General features: G+C 70.6%; 18 protein-coding genes. 1 reads left to right on the plus strand and 17 read right to left on the minus strand.

Translation table 11 applies throughout. The annotated features are described in order from the left end of the window. The 17 genes from ADK67_RS05595 to ADK67_RS05675 form a co-directional block, all read right to left on the minus strand. Complete coding sequence (locus tag ADK67_RS05595; protein WP_053715302.1) at positions 1-1,563, minus strand: NADH-quinone oxidoreductase subunit M; 1,563 nt, start codon at positions 1,561-1,563, stop codon at positions 1-3. Further along, entirely contained in the window at positions 1,560-3,494 is a 1,935-nt protein-coding gene (nuoL, locus tag ADK67_RS05600; RefSeq protein ID WP_442974108.1) for an NADH-quinone oxidoreductase subunit L, read from the minus strand. The genes ADK67_RS05595 and nuoL overlap by 4 nt, the downstream gene beginning before the upstream one ends. Before the next feature lie 10 nt (positions 3,495-3,504). Beyond that, positions 3,505-3,804, minus strand: a complete 300-nt coding sequence (nuoK, locus tag ADK67_RS05605) for an NADH-quinone oxidoreductase subunit NuoK (protein WP_053715303.1) — start codon at positions 3,802-3,804, stop codon at positions 3,505-3,507. After that, positions 3,801-4,643, minus strand: a complete 843-nt coding sequence (locus ADK67_RS05610; protein WP_231648025.1) for an NADH-quinone oxidoreductase subunit J — start codon at positions 4,641-4,643, stop codon at positions 3,801-3,803. The genes nuoK and ADK67_RS05610 overlap by 4 nt, the downstream gene beginning before the upstream one ends. After that, complete coding sequence (gene nuoI / locus ADK67_RS05615) at positions 4,640-5,206, minus strand: NADH-quinone oxidoreductase subunit NuoI (protein WP_053715304.1); 567 nt, start codon at positions 5,204-5,206, stop codon at positions 4,640-4,642. The genes ADK67_RS05610 and nuoI overlap by 4 nt, the downstream gene beginning before the upstream one ends. Beyond that, a complete protein-coding gene (gene nuoH / locus ADK67_RS05620; RefSeq protein WP_053715305.1) occupies positions 5,193-6,524 on the minus strand; it encodes an NADH-quinone oxidoreductase subunit NuoH in 1,332 nt (443 codons plus the stop codon). The genes nuoI and nuoH overlap by 14 nt, the downstream gene beginning before the upstream one ends. Continuing rightward, a complete protein-coding gene (locus ADK67_RS05625; RefSeq protein WP_053715306.1) occupies positions 6,521-8,971 on the minus strand; it encodes an NADH-quinone oxidoreductase subunit G in 2,451 nt (816 codons plus the stop codon). Before ADK67_RS05625 ends, nuoH begins: the two co-directional genes overlap by 4 nt. After that, entirely contained in the window at positions 8,968-10,248 is a 1,281-nt protein-coding gene (nuoF, locus tag ADK67_RS05630) for an NADH-quinone oxidoreductase subunit NuoF (RefSeq protein WP_053715307.1), read from the minus strand. The genes ADK67_RS05625 and nuoF overlap by 4 nt, the downstream gene beginning before the upstream one ends. A gap of 15 nt (positions 10,249-10,263) precedes the next feature. After that, positions 10,264-10,986, minus strand: a complete 723-nt coding sequence (gene nuoE / locus ADK67_RS05635; RefSeq protein ID WP_053715308.1) for an NADH-quinone oxidoreductase subunit NuoE — start codon at positions 10,984-10,986, stop codon at positions 10,264-10,266. Further along, positions 10,983-12,353, minus strand: a complete 1,371-nt coding sequence (locus tag ADK67_RS05640; RefSeq protein WP_053715309.1) for an NADH-quinone oxidoreductase subunit D — start codon at positions 12,351-12,353, stop codon at positions 10,983-10,985. Before ADK67_RS05640 ends, nuoE begins: the two co-directional genes overlap by 4 nt. Then, positions 12,350-13,090, minus strand: coding sequence for an NADH-quinone oxidoreductase subunit C (locus tag ADK67_RS05645; RefSeq protein ID WP_053715310.1), 741 nt, complete (start codon positions 13,088-13,090; stop codon positions 12,350-12,352). The genes ADK67_RS05640 and ADK67_RS05645 overlap by 4 nt, the downstream gene beginning before the upstream one ends. A gap of 7 nt (positions 13,091-13,097) precedes the next feature. Further along, the gene (locus ADK67_RS05650; protein WP_053715311.1) at positions 13,098-13,646 is read right to left on the minus strand and encodes a NuoB/complex I 20 kDa subunit family protein; all 549 of its coding nucleotides are present in this window, start codon (positions 13,644-13,646) and stop codon (positions 13,098-13,100) included. Between the two features lie 12 nt (positions 13,647-13,658). Further along, positions 13,659-14,024, minus strand: a complete 366-nt coding sequence (locus ADK67_RS05655) for an NADH-quinone oxidoreductase subunit A (RefSeq protein WP_053715312.1) — start codon at positions 14,022-14,024, stop codon at positions 13,659-13,661. 345 nt (positions 14,025-14,369) lie between these two features. After that, positions 14,370-15,647 (minus strand): geranylgeranyl reductase family protein, encoded by a 1,278-nt coding sequence (locus tag ADK67_RS05660; protein WP_053715313.1) that lies wholly within the window; start codon positions 15,645-15,647, stop codon positions 14,370-14,372. Positions 15,648-15,743: 96 nt separating this feature from the next. Beyond that, positions 15,744-16,475, minus strand: a complete 732-nt coding sequence (locus ADK67_RS05665) for a demethylmenaquinone methyltransferase (RefSeq protein ID WP_053715314.1) — start codon at positions 16,473-16,475, stop codon at positions 15,744-15,746. 258 nt (positions 16,476-16,733) lie between these two features. Further along, positions 16,734-17,843, minus strand: coding sequence for a glycosyltransferase (locus tag ADK67_RS05670; RefSeq protein ID WP_053715315.1), 1,110 nt, complete (start codon positions 17,841-17,843; stop codon positions 16,734-16,736). A 30-nt stretch (positions 17,844-17,873) separates the two neighbouring features. Then, on the minus strand, positions 17,874-18,977 hold the full coding sequence (locus ADK67_RS05675; RefSeq protein WP_197289300.1) for a glycosyltransferase family 4 protein: 1,104 nt from the start codon (positions 18,975-18,977) through the stop codon (positions 17,874-17,876). Positions 18,978-19,121: 144 nt separating this feature from the next. Here ADK67_RS05675 and ADK67_RS05680 point away from each other — a divergent pair, with 144 nt between their 5' ends. Further along, positions 19,122-19,949, plus strand: coding sequence for an inositol monophosphatase family protein (locus ADK67_RS05680; RefSeq protein ID WP_053715316.1), 828 nt, complete (start codon positions 19,122-19,124; stop codon positions 19,947-19,949). The last annotated feature ends 38 nt before the right edge of the window (positions 19,950-19,987 follow it).

Below are 19,987 nucleotides of genomic sequence, written 5' to 3' on the forward strand. Positions count from 1 at the left end.
TCACTTGCCTTCCTGCGCGACCGGGTCGGCCACCCCGACCTCGCTGAGCGTCGCCCCGACGGACGGGGTGATCACGTCCAACACCGGCTTCGGGTAGAAGCCGAGCACCAAGATCAGCGCCACCAGGGGCGCGAGCACGGCCAGTTCGCGCTTGTTCAGGTCGGGCGGCGACGCCTTCTCCGGGTCGACCGCCGCACCCGGACCACCGACGAGGTTGAGCATCGCGGTGCCGCGCACCGGACCCTGGAACACCCGCTGGTACAGCCACAGGACGTACAGCGCGGCCAGGACCATGCCGACGGCGGCCAGGATCGTGTAGACCGGCTCGTTCGGGTAGGAGCCGATGAGCACCAGGAACTCGCTCACGAACGAGTTGGTGCCCGGCAGCGCCAGCGACGACAGGCCGGCCACGAAGAACAGGCCGCCGAGCACCGGGGTCAGCTTGGCCATGCCGCCGTAGTCCTCGATCAGGCGCGACCCGCCGCGGGCCATCACCATGCCGACGACCAGGAACAGCATGCCGGTCGAGATGCCGTGGTTGACCATGTAGAGCACCGCGCCCGTGCCGGCCTGCGAGCTGAACGCGAAGATGCCCAGCGCGATGAAGCCGAAGTGGGCGATCGACGTGTAGGCCACGAACCGCTTCATGTCGGACTGGCCGACGGCGAGCAGCGAGCCGTACAGGATGCCGACCACGGCCAGGATCAGCACGACCGGCGCGAGTTCCTTGCTGGCCGCCGGGAACAGCGGCAGGCAGTAGCGCAGGAACCCGAACGTGCCGATCTTGTCCAGGATGCCGACCAGCAGCACGCCCGCGCCCACCGGCGCTTCCGCACCGGCGTCGGGCAGCCAGGTGTGCAGCGGCACCAGCGGCGCCTTGATCGCGAACGCGACGAAGAAGCCGAGGAACAGCCAGATCTGGGTGGACAGCGGCAGTTCCCGCGTCACCGTGACCAGCGTGGCCCAGTCGAACGTGCCGGCGCCGAGCTTGTCCGCGCTCACCACGTACAGGCCGATCACCGAGGCCAGCATGATCAGGCCGCCGAGCAGCGAGTACAGGAAGAACTTCATCGCCGCGTACTGCCGGTTGGGCCCGCCGAAGCGGCCGATCAGGAAGTACATCGGGACCAGCACGGCCTCGAAGAACACGTAGAACACGAACACGTCGGTGGCCGCGAAGACGCCGACCATGCCGGTCTGCATGACCAGCAGCAGCGCGAAGAACCCGCCGGCGCTGCGGCCCTCGGGCAGCTTGTCCGCCCACGAGCCGCCGATGACGACCGGCACCAGGAACGCGATCAGCGCGATCATCACCAGGGCGATGCCGTCCACGCCGAACGACAGGTGCACGCCGAAGGCGGGGATCCAGTCGGCCGAGCTGGTGAGCTGCAACCGCTCGCCACCCGGGTCGAACGCCGTCCACGCCAGCACCGCCAGGCCCAGCTCCACCAGGGAGAACGCCAGCGCGACCGTCTTGGCCAACCGGTCGTTGCCCCGCAGGAACGCCACCACCAGGCCGCCGACGAGCGGCAGCAGGAGCAGCGCGATCAGCGTCCAGCTCACGAGAACCTCACCATCAGCAGCGCGCCCAGGACGAAGACCGCACCCAGGAGCATGGAGAGCGCGTACGAGCGCACGAACCCGGTCTGCAGCCTGCGCAGCCGGCCCGAGCTACCGCCCAGCAGCGCCGCCGACCCGTTCACCAGGCCGTCGACGCCCTTGTTGTCCACGAACACCAGCGCGCGGGTGAGCCAGGTGCCCGGCCGCGCGAACAGCGCCTCGTTGAGCGCGTTGCCGTACAGGTCGGCACGCGCGGCGCGGACCGGGAACGACACCCGCGCCGGCCGTTCGACCGGCTGCGTGCCGCGGCCGAACAGCAGGAACCCGAGCAGCACGCCCAGCGCCGACAGGCCGAGGACCAGGAGGTTCACCACGCCGTGCGAGAGCACGCCGTGCTGCTCCTGCAACTCGCCGAGCGACGGCGTGAGCCAGCCGGACAGGTTGTGGTTCGACTCGAAGAACCAGCCCGCGCCGACCGAGCCGACCGCCAGCAGGATCATCGGCACCGTCATCGACAGGCCGGACTCGTGCGGGTGGTACTCGCGGCCGTCGGCCGACTTCAGCTCGGTGTAGCGGGGCTTGCCCAGGAACACCAGGCACAGCAGGCGGGTCATGTAGAACGCGGTGATGCCCGCGCCCAGCGCGGCCACGCCGCCGAACACCCATCCGCGCCAACCCGGCTCGCTGAACGCCGCCGCGATGATGGCGTCCTTGGAGAAGTAGCCGGACAGGAACGGGAAGCCGATCAGCGCCAGGTAGCCCAACGTCCAGGTGACGAAGGTGATCGGCATCTTCTTGGCCAGGCCGCCCATCCGCCGGATGTCGCCCTCGTCGTTCATGCCGTGCATGACCGAACCGGCGCCGAGGAACAGGCCCGCCTTGAAGAAGCCGTGCGTGAGCAGGTGCATGATGCCCAGCGCGTAGCCGACCGGACCGAGGCCGACGGCCAGGATCATGTAGCCGATCTGGCTGACCGTCGAGTAGGCCAGCACCTTCTTGAAGTCGTCGTAGGCGCAGCCGATGATGCAGCCGATCAGCAGCGTGACGCCACCGATGATCATCACGACCAGGCGGCCGTCCGCCGACAGGTTGTAGATCGGGTTCGAGCGGGCGATCAGGTACACGCCCGCGGTGACCATCGTGGCCGCGTGGATCAGCGCGGAGACCGGCGTCGGGCCCGCCATCGCGTCCGGCAACCACGCCTGGAGCGGGAACTGGCCCGACTTGCCGCACGCGCCGAGCAGCAGCAGCAACGTGATCGCCAGCACCTCGGCCGAGGAGAACTCGCCGACGCGGGCGAACACGTCGGTGTACTGGGTGGTGCCCAGCGTCTTGAACATGAGGAAGATGGCGATCGCGAGACCCAGGTCGCCGACCCGGTTCATCAGGAACGCCTTCTTCGCGGCCGACGCCGCCTCCGGCTTGTGCTGGTACCAGCCGATGAGCAGGTACGACGCGAGGCCGACGCCCTCCCAGCCGAAGTACAGCGTCACGAAGCCGTTGCCGAGGACCAGCAGCAGCATCGCGGCGACGAAGAGGTTCAGGTAGCCGAAGAACTTCCGCCGCCCGGCCTCGTGCGCCATGTAGCCGATCGAGTAGATGTGGATCAGCGACCCGACACCGGTGATCAGCAGCACGAACGTCAGCGACAGGGGGTCGAGGCGCAGCCCGAACTCCACGTTCAGCGCTTCGACCGGGATCCAGTCGAACAGGTGCACCTCGGCGGTGCGCTGCTCGGGCGACAGCGCGAGCGTGTCGAAGAACAGCGCGACCCCGTACGCGAACGCGGCGATCACGGTGGCGCAGCCCAGCAGGTGACCCCACTTGTCGGTGCGCTTGCCACCCACGAGCAACACGAGCGCGCCGAAGGCCGGCAGGGCTAGCAACAACCAGGCGAGACTGCCGATCCCGCTGGCGGCAACAGGTTCCGTCACCGTGGACCTCTCAGTACTTCAGCAGGTTGGAATCGTCGACCGAGGCCGAGCGACGCGTCTTGAAGATCGCCATGATGATCGTCAGACCGACCACGACCTCGGCCGCGGCGACGACCATCACGAAGAACGCCATCACCTGGCCGTCCAGCCCGCCGTTGATCCGGGCGAACGTGACCAGGCTGAGGTTCACCGCGTTGAGCATCAGCTCCACGCACATGAACACCACGATGGCGTTGCGCCGCACCAGAACGCCGACCGCGCCGAGGCTGAACAGCAGCGCGGACAGCAGCAGGTAGTACGTAGGGGTCACGACGACTCTCCCTTGAGCGCGTGCGCGTCGGGCTCGTGCCCGCTGCCGGACACCTCCGCGACGTCGTCCTCGAGAGTTTCCTTGGCGGTCGTCTCGATCAGCTCGGACAGGGACTCGGCGGCGACCGAGCCGTCCGGCAGCAGGGCGGGCGTGGCCACCGAGTTGGCGGTGGCGAACACGCCGGGGCCGGGCAGCGAGCCGGGGCGGTCGCCGCGGAAGCGCTCCTCGACCAGCTGGCGCTGGGTCTTCTTGGCGTCCTTGCCGGTGCGCGAGGTGAACGCGAGCACCATGGCGCCGACCGCCGCGGTGATCAGCAGCGCCGACGTCAGCTCGAACGGGAACAGGTAGTCGGTGAACAGCGCCTCGCCGATGTTGACGACGTTGCCGCCGTTCTGCGTGTTCTGCGCGGCGAGGCCGACCGGCTCGACGTCGGTCAGGGCGCGGGCGACCGAGGCGACCACGATGCCGGCGAAGCCGACGCCGATGACCGCCGCGGCGAGCCGCTGGCCGCGAAGCACCTCGACCACCGAGTCGGAGCTGTCCCGGCCGACCAGCATCAGCACGAACAGGAACAGCATCATGATCGCGCCGGTGTAGACGATGATCTGCACGAAGCCGAGGAACGGCGCCTGCTGGACCATGTAGAGCACGCCGAGGCTGAGCATGGTGAGCACCAGCCACAGCGCGGAGTGCACGGCGTTGCGCGCGAAGAGCATGCCCAGCGCGCCGGCGAGGGCCAGCGGCCCCAGGACCCAGAACGCGACCGCCTCGCCGGTGGTGACGGTGTCGACCACGCGCTGGACCTCGTCGGGCTGCTGGAGCAGGAACGAGAGGCTCACTTGCCCGCCTCCTCGGGCCCGGTCTCCACGATCGCGCCGGCGGGGACACCGGCCTCGCGGGCCAGCCGCGGGCCGTTCACGTAGTAGTCCTGCTCGTTCTCGCCGAGCCGCATCGGGTGCGGCGGCTGCTCCATGCCGGCGAGGAGGGGCGCGAGCAGGTCTTCCTTGGTGAAGATCAGCTTCTGGCGGTCGTCGTCGGCCAGCTCGTACTCGTTGGTCATGGTGAGCGAGCGGGTCGGGCACGCCTCGATGCACAGGCCGCAGCCGATGCACCGCAGGTAGTTGATCTGGTAGTCCTTGCCGTAGCGCTCACCGGGCGAGTAGCGCTCGTCCTCGGTGTTGTCGCCGCCCTCGACGAAGATCGCGTCCGCCGGGCACGCCCACGCGCACAGCTCGCAGCCGACGCACTTCTCCAGCCCGTCCGGGTGCCGGTTGAGCTGGTGGCGGCCGTGGAACCGCGGCGCGGTGACCTTCTTGACCTCGGGGTACTCCTCGGTGACGACCTTCTTGAACATCGTGCCGAAGGTGACGCCGAAGCCCTTGACGGGATCAAACACGCCCATCGCTGGCCTCCTTGTGTGAAGCTGCGGGTACCGCGGCCGGTTCCTGCGTCTGGTTCTCGGCGCCGGGCAGCTCGGCCACCCGCACCTGCCGGCGCGGCGGCGCCTTGGGCACCTTCAGGTCGAGCGGTGGCACCGGGTAGCCGCCGCCGGTGACCGGCACGGCGTCGGGGTCGTGCGGTTCCCGCTTGTCCGGCAGCAGGAACGCGATCAGCAGCACGACCGCGAGGAACGCGCCGATCACGATCAGCGCCGTGCTGGTGTCCAGCCCGCTGGAGGACTCCCACTCCTGGCGCAGGTAGCGCGCGAACGCCACCGCGACGAACCAGACCAGCGCGATCGGGACCAGGAACTTCCAGCCGAGCCGCATGAACTGGTCGTAGCGCAGGCGGGGCAGCGTGCCGCGCAGCCAGATGAACAGGAACAGGAAGCCGAGCGTCTTGACCACGAACCACAGCAGGCCGAACCAGCCGCTGTTGAGGAGGTGGTCGTCGCCGACGAACGGGAACCGCCAGCCGCCCAGGAACAGCGTGGTGGCCAACGCCGAGACGGTCACCATGTTGACGTACTCGGCGAGGAAGAACAGCGCGAACTTCAGCGAGCTGTACTCGGTGTGGAAGCCGCCGACCAGCTCCGACTCGGCCTCGGGGAGGTCGAACGGCGCGCGGTTGGTCTCGCCGACCATCGAGCAGACGTAGATGAGGAAGCTGACCGGCAGCAGGTAGAAGTACCAGCCGCTGCTCTGCGCGTCGACGATGTCGGACGTGGACAGCGAGTGCGAGTGCATGACGACCGCGACGATCGACAGACCCATCGCGATCTCGTAGGAGATCACCTGCGCGGCCGAGCGCAGCGCGCCCAGCAGCGGGTACGGCGAGCCGGACGCCCAGCCCGACAGCACGATGCCGTACACGCCGAGCGAGGAGCAGGCCAGCACGACCAGCACGCCGACCGGCAGGTCGACCAGCTGCAGCGCGGTGCGCTCGCCGAAGATGGAGACCTCACCGCCGATCGGGATCACCGAGAAGGCGACGAACGCGGGGATGCACGAGATCACCGGCGCCAGGAAGAACACCCACTTGTCGGCCAGGACCGGGCGGATGTCCTCCTTGAACGCGAGCTTCAGGCCGTCGGCGAGCGACTGGAGCCAGCCGTTCGGTCCGACCCGGTTGGGTCCGGGACGCTGCTGCATCCTGGCCACGACCTTGCGCTCCCAGTTGATCATGAACAGGGTCATGACCACGAGGAACGCGAAGATGCCGACGACCTTGACGATGATCAGCCAGAGCGGATCGTCGGCGAGGAGTTCTGCGGTGCTCATGCAATGCCTCCGCTAGAGACGGCCACCACTGAGCCGTGGCCGGCGACGAGGTTGCGCCGCACGGTGACCGCACCCGAGTTGCCGGGCAGCCACACGACGCCGTCGGGCAGGTCGGCCGCCTCGACCGGCAGCACCACCTCGCCCCGATCGGTGGAGACGGTGATCTCGCCACCGAGGTCCACCCCCAGGTGCGCGGCGGTGGCGGCGGACAGCTTGGCCACCACCGGGCGCGCGGTGCCCGCCAGGTTCGGCTCGTCGTCCTGCAACGAGCCGTTGTCCAGGAGCCTGCGCCAGGTCGCGAGCACGGCCTGGCCCGCCTTGGGCTGCGAGAGGAGCGGCGCGGGCACGGTCGGCGCGGACGCCGTCACGGTCGCGGCGCCCAGCCTCGCCAGGTCGGCCGCGGCGGCGGCCGGGGTCTGGGTGAACAGGTCCGCGTCCATCTCCACGGCCAGCGTGTCGAGCACCCGGCCGTCCGGCAGCGCGCCGGTGCCGTCGATCGTGGTGCCGAAGGGGCGCGGGCGGCCTTCCCAGTTCAGGTAGGTGCCCGCCTTCTCCACGGCCGGCGCGATCGGGAGCACCACGTCGGCGTGCGCGGTGACCGCGCTGTGCCGCAGCTCCAGGCTGACCACGAAACCGGCGAACTCCAGCGCGCGCTGGGCCAGCCCCGGGTCCGGCAGGTCGAACGGGTCGACACCGCCGACGACCAGTGCGTCCAGCCCACCGCTCGCGGCGGCGACCAGGATGCCGTTGGTGTCGCGGCCCGCCTTCGCGGGCAGCGCGCCCGGCTCCAGGCCCCACGCCTGCTCGACCTCGGCCCGGGCCGCGTCGTCGCCGACCAGGCGACCGCCCGGCAGCAGCGTCGGCAGCAGACCGGCTTCCAGCGCGCCCCGCTCACCGGCGCGGCGCGGGATCCAGGCGACCTTCGCGCCGGTCCGCTCGGCCAGCGCGGCGACCGCGGAGAACAGGCCGGGCACCTCGGCGGCGCGTTCGCCGACCAGGATCACCGAACCCGGCTTCGCCAGCTCGTCGACCACGTCGGCGGCGTGCTCGGGCAGCGCGTTCACCGCGGCGGGCTCGCCACCGGGCACGCACGCGAGCAGCACGCCGTTCGTCTTCTCCACCGCGGGCGTCGTGTACTGGCCCAGGTGGTAGACCTTCGTCCGCTTCGTGCGGGCCGCCTTGCGCAGCCGCAGGAACACGATCGGCGACTCCTCCTCCGGCTCGAACGCGACCAGCAGCGCGGCCGGCGCGGACTCGATGCCCGCGTAGGTGACGCCGCCGTTGTCGGGGTTCGTGCCGAGGACCGCGCTGGTCAGGAACTCCAGCTCCTCCGCCGAGTGGGCGCGGGCGCGGAAGTCGACGTCGTTGGTGCGCAACGCGATCCGGGCGAACTTCGAGTACGCGTAGGCGTCCTCGACGGTGAGGCGACCGCCGGCCAGCACGCCGACGCCCCTGCCGTCACGCGCCTTCGCCAGGCCCTCGGCGGCGTGCTGCAGCGCCTCGGTCCAGGACGACTCGCGCAGCTCGCCGCTGGCCTGGTCGCGCACCAGCGGGCGGCGGATCCGGTCGCCCGCGGTGGCGTAGGTGAAGGCGAAGCGGCCCTTGTCGCAGGTCCACTCCTCGTTGACCTCGGGCGCGTCGCCCGCCAGCCGGCGCTGCACCTTGCCGCGCCGCCAGTCGGTGCGCGTCGAGCAGCCGGACGAGCAGTGCTCGCACACGCCGGGCGTCGACATCAGGTCGAACGGCCGGGCGCGGAACCGGTACGCGGCGCTGGTCAGCGCGCCCACCGGGCAGATCTGGATGGTGTTGCCGGAGAAGTAGCTCTGGAACGGCTTCTCCTCCGCGACACCGATCTGCTGCTGCGAGCCGCGCTCCAGCAGCTCGATGAACGGGTCGCCGGCGATCTGCGCGGAGAACCGCGTGCAGCGCTGGCACAGCACGCACCGCTCGCGGTCCAGCAGGACCTGCGTCGAGATCGGGATCGGCTTCGGGAACGTCCGCTTGTGCTCGTGGAACCGCGAGTCCGCGCGGCCGTGCGCCAGCGCCTGGTTCTGCAGCGGGCACTCGCCGCCCTTGTCGCAGATCGGGCAGTCCAGCGGGTGGTTGATGAGCAGCAGCTCCATCACGCCCTGCTGCGCCTTGTCCGCCACCGGCGAGGTCAGCTGGGTCTTGACGACCATCCCGTCGGCGACCGTCATGGTGCAGCTGGCCTGCGGCTTCGGCATCGGCCGGCCGCCCATCTCCACCTCGACCAGGCACTGCCGGCAGGCGCCCGCGGGCTCCAGCAGCGGGTGGTCGCAGAAGCGCGGGATGACGGTGCCGAGCCGTTCCGCGGTGCGGATCAGCAGCTCGCCCTTGGGCGCGACGACCTCCACGCCGTCGATGACGAGCTTGACGTGGCCCTCCGGGACCACCAGCTCGGCTTTCTGTTCAGGGGCGATCGTCATGCGTTAGCACCTGCCAACACCTGGGAGTTCTGGTCGCACAAGGCCAGGAACTCGTGCTTGAAGTACTTGATGCCGCTGGTGATCGGGCTGACCGCGCCGTCGCCGAGGGCGCAGAACGAGCGGCCCAGGATGTTGTCGCAGACGTCCAGCAGCGTGTCGATGTCACTGGCCGTGCCGTTGCCCGCCACCATCCGCTGCAGGATCTGCACCAACCAGTAGGTGCCCTCGCGGCACGGCGTGCACTTGCCGCACGACTCGTGCTTGTAGAACTCGGTCCACTTCATGACCGCCCACGGCACGGACACCGTCTCGTTGAAGATCTGCAACGCGGTGGTGCCCAGCATGGAGCCCGCCTCGGCCGCGCCCTCGAAGTCCAGCGGCACGTCCAGGTGCTCGGCGGTGAACAGCGGGGTCGACGAGCCGCCCGGCGTCCAGAACTTCAGCGGGATGCCGTCCTTCATGCCGCCCGCCATGTCCAGCAGCGTGCGCAGCGTGGTGCCCATCGGCGCCTCGTACTGGCCGGGGCGCTCCACGTGGCCGGACAGCGAGAAGATCTTCGGGCCCGGCGAGCGCTCCCGGCCCATGGTGCGGAACCAGTCAGCGCCGCCGTTGACGATGTAGGGCACGCTGGCGATCGTCTCGACGTTGTTCACCACGGTCGGCGAGGCGTACAGGCCCGCGGTCGCCGGGAACGGCGGCTTGAGCCGGGGCTGGCCGCGCTTGCCCTCCAGCGAGTCGAGCAGCGCCGTCTCCTCGCCGCAGATGTAGGCGCCCGCGCCCGCGTGCACGACCACGTCGAGGTCGAAGCCCGAGCCGAGGATGTCCTTGCCCAGGTAGCCCGCCTCGTACGCCTCGCGCACGGCCGCGTGCAGCCGGCGGATCACGTGCAGCACCTCGCCGCGCACGTAGATCGCGGCGAAGTTCGCCCGGATCGCGTACGAGGTGATGATGATGCCCTCGATCAGCGAGTGCGGGTCCGCCATCATCAGCGGGATGTCCTTGCAGGTGCCCGGCTCGCCCTCGTCGGCGTTGATGACGAGGTAGTGCGGCTTGCCGTCGCCCTGCGGGATGAAGCCCCACTTCATGCCCGTGGGGAAGCCCGCGCCGCCGCGACCGCGCAGGCCGGAGTCCTTGCACTGCTGGATCAGCTGGTCCGGGTGGGCCTTGAGCGCCTTGCGCAGCGCCGTGTACCCCTCCAGCTGCTCGTAGGTCTTCAGCGTCCACGAGCGCGGCGACAGCCAGCGCTTCGTCAGGACGGGAGTCAGGTTGTCGACCACGTCAGCTCCCCCTACCTACTTCTTCTCCGGCAGCGGCGGGAACTCCGCGTTGTCCGGCATGGCCGGCGCGGTCCAGCCGCGTTCCGCGGCGATCTTGGCCCCGCGCACCGTCTCCGGCGCGGCCGACGGGCCGTCCAGGTCCGCGTCCCGGCCCTCGAAGAACCCGGCCAGCTGCAGCTCGGCCTGGCGGAAGTCGGTCAGCGGCGCGCCCCGCGTCGGGTGGGGTTTCTCCCCCGCCTGCAAGGACTTCACCAGCTCCAGCGCGCCGTCCGGCGTCTGGTTGTCGAAGTACTCGTAGTTGACCTGCAGCACCGGGCCGAGGTCGCAGGCCGCCAGGCACTCGGCGTGCTCCAGCGTGATCGAGCCCGGCGCGCCCGGCTCGCCCGCGGTCTCCTCGTGGCCGACGTCCAGGTGGTCCTTGAGCGTGGCGTAGATCGCGTCACCGCCGAGCGCGGCGCACAGCGTGTTCGTGCAGACGCTCACCAGGTGCTCGCCGCACGGGCGGCGCTTGTACATGGTGTAGAACGTCGCGACCGCGCTGACCTCGGCGTTGGCCAGGTCGAGCTGGTCGGCGCAGAACGTGATGCCGGCCTGGCTGACGTACCCCTCGACCGACTGCACGAGGTGCAGCATCGGCAGCAGGGCCGACCGCGGCTGCGGGTAGCGCGCGATGATCGCCTGCGCCTTGTCCACGATGGACTGGTCGAAGAGGTCGGTCGGTTCTTGCGTCTGCGTCATCGGTCACAACCACCCATCACCGGGTCGATAGAGGCCACCGACGCGATGACGTCGGCGACCATGCCGCCCTCGCACATCGCGGGCATCGACTGGAGGTTCACGAAGCTGGGTTCGCGCACGTGCACGCGCATCGGCCGGGTGCCGCCGTCGGAGACCACGTGGTAGCCCAGCTCACCGCGCGGCGACTCGATCGGCACGTACACCTGGCCGGCCGGCACCGCGAAGCCCTCGGTCACCAGCTTGAAGTGGTGGATCAGGGACTCCATGGACTGGCTCATGATCTTGCGGACGTGCTCCAGCGAGTTGCCCATGCCGTCCGCGCCGATGGTCAGCTGCGCGGGCCACGCGATCTTGGCGTCCTCCACCATGACCGGGCCGGGCGTCAGGTTGTCCACGGCCTGCCGGACGATCCGCAGCGACTGGTGGATCTCCTCCACCCGCAGCAGGTAGCGGGCGTACGCGTCGGCGGCGTTCGAGGTGGGCACGTCGAACTCGTAGTTCTCGTAACCGCTGTAGGGCTCGACCTTGCGCAGGTCCCACGGCAGGCCGGCGGAGCGCAGGATCGGGCCGGTGATGCCGAGCGCCAGGCACGCGTCCACCGGCAGGTAGCCGATGCCCGCGAGGCGGTTGCGCCAGATCGGCTGGCCCGTCAGCAGCTTGTCGTAGTCCGGCAGCCGGGAGTCCATCACCTTGATGAAGTCCTTGATCTTCTGCTCGGCGCCGTCCGGCAGATCCTGCGCCAGGCCGCCGGGCCGGATGAACGCGTGGTTCATCCGCAGACCGGTGAGGAACTCCAGCAGGTGCAGGACCTCTTCGCGCTCGCGGAAGCCCGCGGTCATGCCGGTCAGCGCGCCCAGCTCCATGCCGCCGGTGGCCAGCGCCACCAGGTGCGAGCTGATCCGGTTGAGCTCCATGAGCAGCACCCGGATCGTCTGCGCCCGCTGCGGGACGGTGACGCCGAGCAGCTTCTCGACCGACATGCAGTACGCGGCCTCGTTGTGCAGCGGGGCCAGGTAGTCCATGCGCGTCACGAACGTGACGCCCTGGGTCCAGTTGCGGTACTCGACGTTCTTCTCGATGCCGGTGTGCAGGTAGCCGATGACGCTGCGGGCCTGGGTGACGGTCTCGCCCTCCAGCTCCAGCACCAGGCGCAGCACGCCGTGCGTGGACGGGTGCTGCGGGCCCAGGTTCATGACGATGCGCTCGTCACCCGCGGCCTCGGCCAGCACCTCGTCCCAGTCGCCGCCGGTCACCGTGTAGACGGTGCCCTCGGTCGTCTCGCGCGAGCTCGCGTCGTACGGGTCGCTCTCGCGGCCGGTGGCACTCGTGTCGGTGCCGGTGGTCACGTCGGAAAGTCGCTCGGTCATGAGTAGGACCGCCTCTGGTCTGGCGGGGGGATCTCCGCGCCCTTGTACTCCACCGGGATGCCGCCGAGCGGGTAGTCCTTGCGCTGCGGGTGGCCGTCCCAGTCGTCCGGCATGAGGATCCGGGTCAACCCCGGGTGGCCGTCGTAGACGATGCCGAACATGTCCCAGGTCTCGCGCTCCTGCCAGTCCGCGGTCGGGTAGACCGAGACCACGCTGGGCATGTGCGCGTCGTCCACGTCGACCGCGACCTCCAGCCGGATGCGCCGGCGGTAGGTCATCGACGTCAGGTGGTAGACGGAGTGCAGCCGCTGCGGCGCGTCGGCGCCGTAGTCCACACCGGACACCGAGCTGCACAGCTCGAACCGCAGCGCCGGGTCGTCGCGCAGGATGCGCGCCACGTCGACCAGGTTGTCGCGGCGCAGGAAGAAGGTGATCTCGCCGCGGTCGACGGTGATCTGCTGGACGGTGTCGGCGGGCAGGCCCTGCTCGCGGATCGCGGCCAGCAGCTCGTCGGCGACCTCGTCGAACCAGCCGCCGTAGGGCCGCTCGGACGGCGCGGCGACGTGGGCGGGCAGCCGCAGGCCGCCGAAGCCGGAGGTGTCGCCGGTGCCGGAGATGCCGAACATCCCCTTGCGGGCCTTGCCCGCCACGATCGGCGCCTTCTCCTCCGCGCCGGCGGGCTCGACGCCCTCCACGGCGCGCTCGGCGCTGGAACCAATGTCCCCTGGCTCGGTCATCGGGTGCTCACTTCTTCGCAAAGCGCTCGGAGGACGGGATCAGGGCCGTCCGGTGGCCGGAGTCGGCCAGCAGCGCGGCCCGGTTCGCCCCGAGCGGCTCGTCCATGATCTTCGCGTGGATCTTGAGGATCGCGTCGATCAGCATCTCCGGCCGCGGCGGGCAGCCGGGCAGGTACATGTCGACCGGCACGACGTGGTCCACGCCCTGCACGACCGCGTAGTTGTTGAACATGCCGCCGCTGGAGGCGCACACACCCATGGCCAGCACCCAGCGCGGCTCGGGCATCTGGTCGTAGATCTGCCGCAGCACCGGCGCCATCTTGTTGGTCACCCGGCCCGCGACGATCATCAGGTCCGCCTGGCGCGGCGAGGCGCGGAAGACCTCCATGCCGAACCGCGCGAGGTCGTAGCGCGGACCGCCGGTGGTCATCATCTCGATCGCGCAGCAGGCCAGGCCGAAGGTGGCCGGCCACAGCGAGGACTTGCGGGTCCAGTTGACCAGCTTCTCCACGCTGGCGAGCAGGATGCCGTTCGGGAGCTTCTCTTCGAGACCCACTGGTCTTCCCCCTCAGTTCCAGTCGAGGCCGCCGCGACGCCACACGTAGGCGTACGCGAAGCCGACCGTCGCGACGAACAGTGCGATCTCCACCAGGCCGAACAGGCCGAGCCGGTCCGCGGAGACCGCGAAGGGGTAGAGGAACACCATTTCGATGTCGAACAGGATGAACAGCATCGCCGTGAGGTAGTAGGCGACCGGCATGCGGCCACCGCCCACCACGGGTTGCGGCGACGGCTCGATGCCGCACTCGTAGGCGTCGAGCTTCGCGCGGTTGTAGCGGCGGGGACCGATGTACGGCGCGGCCGTCACCGAGAACAGCGCGAAGGCCCCGGCGAGGACGAACATCAATACGAGGGGGAGGTAAGGGTCCAGCACTCTCCGTCGTCCTTTCCTCGCGTCGCGGTGGTGGTGCACCGCCGACCGTTGCGCACCCTAAAGGGTGTTCTTGCGGCCTCCGGAGGTTAGGCGTGCCTAACAATCCGCAGGTCGCTTGTGAAACACTTCACAAGGCATCTCAGCCGGTTGTGAACTGATTCACAAGACCTGAGGGTCAGTGTAGAACGTCACACAGAGGCGTGACGGGCACCCCCAGCATATGCGCTGACCTGCACTTTCTCGGTGCAGATCAACAGTTGGAAGACCCGTCCGTGAACGGGAGCACACCGAAAACGAAACAGCGCCGACTCCCAAGTCGGCGCTGCGTCGGTTAGCGGAGGCCCGTTAGGCCGTTGGGGCGAGTTTCGTCGCGGCGGTGATGATGCGGTCGAACGAGTCGCCGTCCTTCGGGTCGTAAAGGCCCGCGAGCAGCTTCAGGACCAGCTTCATCAGGGTCTTGCGGGGCAGCCCGTACTTGGTCGCGGTGCGCATGACCGCGGGGTTGCCGATGAGCTTGCTGAAGACGTTGCCGAGCCGGTAGTAGCTGCCCAGGGCCTGTTCGATGCGCACCGGGTAGCCGTGCAGCGCGCGTTCACGGCTCGCGCCCTGGCGGGCCAGCGCCTGCACCGCGGACTCGGCCGCGATCCGGGCCGACTCCATGGCGTAACCGATGCCCTCGCCGTTGAACGGGTTCACCATGCCGCCCGCGTCGCCGACGAGCAGCAGGCCGTCGCGGTAGTGGGGCTTGCGATTCAGGCCCATCGGCAGGGCCGCGCCGCCGATCTTGCTCGTGGCGTTCTCCTCGCGGAAACCCCACTCCTCGGGCGTGCCGTCGAGCCAGCTCTTGAGCAGCGCTCGGTAGTCCGTGGTGCCGTAGGCCTTCGAGGTGCTGAGGATGCCGAGGCCCACGTTCACGGTGCCGTCGCCCATGCCGAAGATCCAGCCGTAGCCGGGCAGCAGGACGTCGTTGGCGCGGTCCCACAGCTCCAGGTGCGACTCCAGGTAGTCGTCCTTGGTGCGGGGGCTCGCGTAGTAGCGGCGGACCGCGACGCCCATCGGCTTGGCGTCGTCCTTCTGGATGCCGACGCTCAGGGCCAGGCGGGCGCTGACGCCGTCGCAGGCCAGGACGAGCGGCGCGCGGAAGGTGACCGGGGTCTTGTCCGGGCCCTGCTTGGCCGTGACGCCGACGACCCGGCCGCGCTCGACGACCGCGCCGGTGACCGTGGTCTGCTCGTGCAGCCGGGCGCCCGCCTGCACGGCGGTCTTGGCCAGCATCTCGTCGAAGTCCTGGCGGGGGCGGACCACGCCGTAGGGCGGGAACGTGGCCAGCTCGGGCCAGTCCAGCTCCAGCGTGACGCCGCCGCCGACCACGCGCAGGCCTCGGTTGTGCAGCCAGCCGGCTTCCTCGCGGGTGTCGATGCCCAGGTCGATCAGCTGCTTGACCCCGCGCGGGGTCAGGCCGTCGCCGCACACCTTCTCGCGCGGGAAGGTGCTCTTCTCCAGCAGCACCACGTCCAGGCCCGCGCGTGCCAGGTAGGTGGCCGCGGTGGAGCCCGCGGGCCCCGCCCCGACCACGATCACCTCGGCGTCCTCGCCTGCCTTGCGGCGGCTGGGAGTCGTCATCCCCGCTCCTTGTGCCCGTGTTCACAAAGTCCGAGGCGAAGTCTACTTGCGGGTCGCTGAGGGCTTTGCCGGCTCGAGGACTACGCGGCCGTGCGGCTAGGCGGTGGGGTCCGGTGCGGCTTCGGGCGCGGCTTGGGGCGGTGCGGGCTTCGTGCCGCGGTGGAGGGCGACCATGCCGCCGGTGAGGTTCATCCAGGCGACGTCCTCCCAGCCGGCGCGGGCCACGATCTCGCCGAGCGCGCGCTGGTCGGGCCACGTGCGCATGGACTCGGCGAGGTACTTGTAGGCGTCCGGGTTGGAGGACACGAACCGGGCGATGAGCGGCAGGAGCCGCAGCAGGTAGCGCATGTAGACGAAGCGGAACGGCCGGAACGTCGGCGTGGAGACCTCGCACACCACGAGCCGTCCGCCGGGCTTGACCACGCGGGCCATCTCGCGGAGGGCGGCCTCGGTGTCGTTGAAGTTGCGCAGGCCGAAGGACACCGTGACGGCGTCGAACGAGTTGTCGGCGAACGGCAGGCGCAGGGCGTCGGCGGCGACCTTGGGCACCGGCCGGTGCGCGCCGCCCAGCAGCATGCCGAGCGAGAAGTCGGCCGCCACGCACCACGCGCCGGAGGCGGCGTACTCGACCGTGGACACGGCCGTGCCGGCGGCCAGGTCGAGCACCTTCTCGCCGGACCTGGCGTCCAGCACCCGCCTGCTCCACTCCCGCCAGCGCCGGTCGAACCCGAGGGTCATGACGGAGTTCGTCCGGTCGTAGCCCTTGGCCACGCCGTCGAACATCTCGGCGACCTCGCGGGGGTTCTTGTCCAGACCTGCACGCGCCATGCCGGAAGCCTAAGTGACGCCCCCAACCACGCGACCCGAACCCTGAGGACCGCGTGTCCCACACTCCGGTCGCACGTGTCGAACACTCAGGACCCGCGTGTCGAACGCTCAGGTGCCGCGTGTCGAACGCTCAGGACCGCCGAGTTCAACGCTCAGGGCCACGGGCTGGCACTCGAACGTTGAATTCAGGGGTCCTCAACGTTCGACACGCGGCACCTGGAGGTTCGACACGCGCGACCTGAAGGTTCGACACGCCGGTCAGGTGGCGCGGAGGGCGGTGAGCATGCCGGTGACGGCGGCCTGCCAGGGGTACTCCTCGGCGCGGGCACGGGCGGCGGAGCGGCGGGTCGGTTCGGGGTGGTCCAGGAGGGTCGTGACGGCGCCGGCGAAGGCGGGGGCGTGGTCCGGCACGGCGGCGCCGCAGCCCGGCCGGACGATCTCCCGCAGGGCCGACGAAGCCGAGACGACGACCGGGGTGCCGGAGGCCAGGGCCTCCAGGGCGGCCAGGCCGAACGTCTCGTGCGGGCCCGGCGCCAGCGACACGTCCGCCGTGGCCAGCAGGTCGGCGACGTCGGTGCGCTGGTCGACGAAGCCCAGGAACGTGACCGGCAGACCGGCGGCACGGCGTTCCAACGCCTCACGGCGCGGGCCGTCGCCGGCGACGACCAGCCGCACGTTGTGCCCGGCCGCGTGCAGCTCGGCCGCGGTGTCGACGCTGCGCTCCACGTGCTTCTCCGCCGACAACCGCCCGCAGTGCACGAGCAGCGCGTCCGCGCCCCGCGCCAGGTCCGCCTTCAACGACCGGTCGTGCCGGGTCGGCGTGAACGTGCGCAGGTCGACGCCGAGCGGCACGCGGGCCACGTTGCGCGCACCGATCCGGTCGAACTCCTCCCGCGCGAACTCCGTCGTGCACACGACCGTGTCGTAGGACGCGGCCATCCGCGCGTTCGCCCAGTCCGCGCCCCGCCGCGCCAACGGCGTGGGCAGCAGGAACTGCTCCAGCAGCCGGTCCAGCCGCTCGTGCGAGATCACCACGCTCGGCACCCCCCGCTCCGCCGCCCACCGACCCATCCCGCGCAACGTGAGCCGGTCCGACACCTCCAGCCGGTCGGGCGCCAGGTGGTCGAGCAGCGTCCGCACGCGCCACGGGTCCACCGCCCGGTACCCGCCGGTGCCGGGGATGCGCGGCGCGGGCAACGTCACGCGCCGGACGCCGGGCGACAGCTCCTCGTCGGCGTGCGCGGGACCCGGGACGACCAACGTGACCCGGTGCCCGTTCGCCGCGTAACCGCCGCCGAGGTGGTGCAGCGCCGTGCGCAGGCCACCGGAACGCGGACCGTAGAAGTTGGCCAGCTGGACGATCTTCATGCGTGCCCGATCCTCAAGCGTGCCCGATCCTCATGCCGCACGACGTTCCGGCAGGTCCAGCACGGCCGCGTAGTGGCCGAGCAGCTCGTCGCACACGGCCGACCACGTGCGCCCGCGCACCCACCGCCGGGCCGCCTGCCCGAACTGGCGGCGGCGCAGCGGGTCGCCCAGCTCCACCACCGCCCGCCGGAGCTGCGCGTCGTCGGCGAACAGGTAGCCGGTGTTGGGTTGCACCAGGTCACGCGGCCCGCCCGCGTCCGGCGCGACCACCGGCACACCGCTGGCCAACGCCTCCTGCACGGCCTGGCAGAACGTCTCGTGCGGGCCCGTGTGCACGAACACGTCCAAGCTCGCGTACGCGGCGGCCAAGTCCGTGCCGCTCTTGAACCCGAGGAACGCCGCGCCCGGCAGCTCCTGCCGCAACTGCGCCTCGCCCGGCCCCTCGCCGACCACCACCAGCCGCACACCGGGCAGGTCGGCGAGCGCGGCGAGCCGGTCGACCCGCTTCTCCGGCGACAGCCTGCCCACGTACCCGACCAGCAGTTCGCCGTCCGGCGCCAGCGAGGCGCGCAACGCGTCGTCCCGCCGGGAGGGGTGGAACAGCTCGACGTCCACACCGCGCCCCCACCGGTGCACGCGCGGCACGCCGTGCTCCTGGAGCGCTGCCACGGCCCACGTCGACGGCGCGAGCGTGCGGTCGGCCTGCGCGTGCAGCCGACGCGTCCAGCGCCAGGCGGCACGGGCGGTGAGGCCGAGGCCGTAGTGACCGGCGAACCCGGCGATGTCGGTCTGGTAGACCGCGACCGTCGGGATGCCCAGCCTGCGTGCCGCGGACAGGCCGCGCGCGCCCATCACGAACGGGCTCGCCAGGTGCACGACGTCCGGCCGGAAGTCGGCCAACGCGGTCAGCACCTTGCGCGTGGGCACCCCGACGGGCAGCGAGCTGAACCTCGGCAGGTCCACCGCCGGCACCCGCACGACCGGTGTGCCGAGGTGGTGGTCCGCACCCGCGCCGGGCGCCACGACCAACGCCTGGTGACCGTGCGCTCGGAGGTGTTCCAGGACTCGCAGGACCGAGTTGGTGACCCCGTTGACCTGGGGAAGGAAGCTCTCGGTAACGATCGCTACGCGCACGCCGATCACCATGCGGTGCCAAGGACACGGCGGCGTGACACCTCAGCGAACGCCCGCCGAACTCCTCGCGTCGCCGTTGACGTTGGCCCCGGGTTCACCTGGAGTACGCGGCGCGGTCACTCCGTGCGGTGACACTAGGTCGGCATGACCGTCTTGTCGTCCCGACCCGCGCAGCCCGTCGATCCCGGCCTGGTGTCGATCGCGCTGGAGATAGCGGGCCGACTCGCCAACGACGCGTCCGACGTGATCATGGCGACCGCGGGGCGCGGTGCGCGACCCGACGACGAGACCTCGCCGTTCGACTGGGTGACCGACACCGATCGGACGTTGGAGCGGCACACGCGGCGGGTGCTGACGGCCGAGTTCCCGGACATCCCGGTGTTCTGCGAGGACACCGACAGCGACGTGGTGAGCGACGCGGAGTTCCGCTGGGTGGTCGACCCGGTCGACGGGACCGCGAACTACGTCGCCGGTGTGCCGTGGTGCGCGTACAGCCTGGCGTTGATCGACCGGTGGGGTCCGGTCGTGGGCGTGGTCGCGGACCCGTACCGGGCCCAGATCTACGCCGCCGCGCGGGGGCGCGGCATGCGGGCGAACGGCACGCCGGTGCGGCTCGGCGACCAGGCGGTGAGCTCGATCGTGTGCACGGAGATGACGCGGACGGGGCCGTGGCCGGGCATGGGCGAGTTCATCTCGCGGGCGGCGGTGGCGGGCACGGGCGTGCGGGTGCTGGGCTCGAAGGCCCTGGCCGTCGCCCAAGTGGCCCTGGGCCACGCCGCGGCCGCCGTCCTGGACAGCTACCACGAGTGGGACGTGGCCGGCGCGGTCGCCCTGGCCGTCGAATCGGGCGCCGCGGTCCTGGACCGAAGAGGCGAGGACGCGCCCCTGCCGGTGGACGGCCTGCTCGTGGCCATGCCGGAGGTGGCGGAGGAAGTCCTGGCCTGGTGGCAGGCGGCTTCCACGTCCCGCTAGGCCGTTCGGCGGATGGACCGTTGATCGACTAGGCTGAC

Source organism: Saccharothrix sp. NRRL B-16348, assembly GCF_001280085.1.
Lineage (GTDB): Bacteria > Actinomycetota > Actinomycetes > Mycobacteriales > Pseudonocardiaceae > Actinosynnema.

Bases quoted from the DNA above. Each gene is read 5' to 3' on its own strand.
- nuoI (WP_053715304.1), bottom strand. From the start codon at position 5,206: ATGGGCGTGTTTGATCCCGTCAAGGGCTTCGGCGTCACCTTCGGCACG.
- nuoH (WP_053715305.1), bottom strand. From the start codon at position 6,524: ATGAGCACCGCAGAACTCCTCGCCGACGATCCGCTCTGGCTGATCATC.
- ADK67_RS05625 (WP_053715306.1), bottom strand. From the start codon at position 8,971: ATGACGATCGCCCCTGAACAGAAAGCCGAGCTGGTGGTCCCGGAGGGC.
- nuoE (WP_053715308.1), bottom strand. From the start codon at position 10,986: ATGACGCAGACGCAAGAACCGACCGACCTCTTCGACCAGTCCATCGTG.
- ADK67_RS05640 (WP_053715309.1), bottom strand. From the start codon at position 12,353: ATGACCGAGCGACTTTCCGACGTGACCACCGGCACCGACACGAGTGCC.
- ADK67_RS05645 (WP_053715310.1), bottom strand. From the start codon at position 13,090: ATGACCGAGCCAGGGGACATTGGTTCCAGCGCCGAGCGCGCCGTGGAG.
- ADK67_RS05660 (WP_053715313.1), bottom strand. From the start codon at position 15,647: ATGACGACTCCCAGCCGCCGCAAGGCAGGCGAGGACGCCGAGGTGATC.
- ADK67_RS05665 (WP_053715314.1), bottom strand. From the start codon at position 16,475: ATGGCGCGTGCAGGTCTGGACAAGAACCCCCGCGAGGTCGCCGAGATG.
- ADK67_RS05670 (WP_053715315.1), bottom strand. From the start codon at position 17,843: ATGAAGATCGTCCAGCTGGCCAACTTCTACGGTCCGCGTTCCGGTGGC.
- ADK67_RS05680 (WP_053715316.1), top strand. From the start codon at position 19,122: ATGACCGTCTTGTCGTCCCGACCCGCGCAGCCCGTCGATCCCGGCCTG.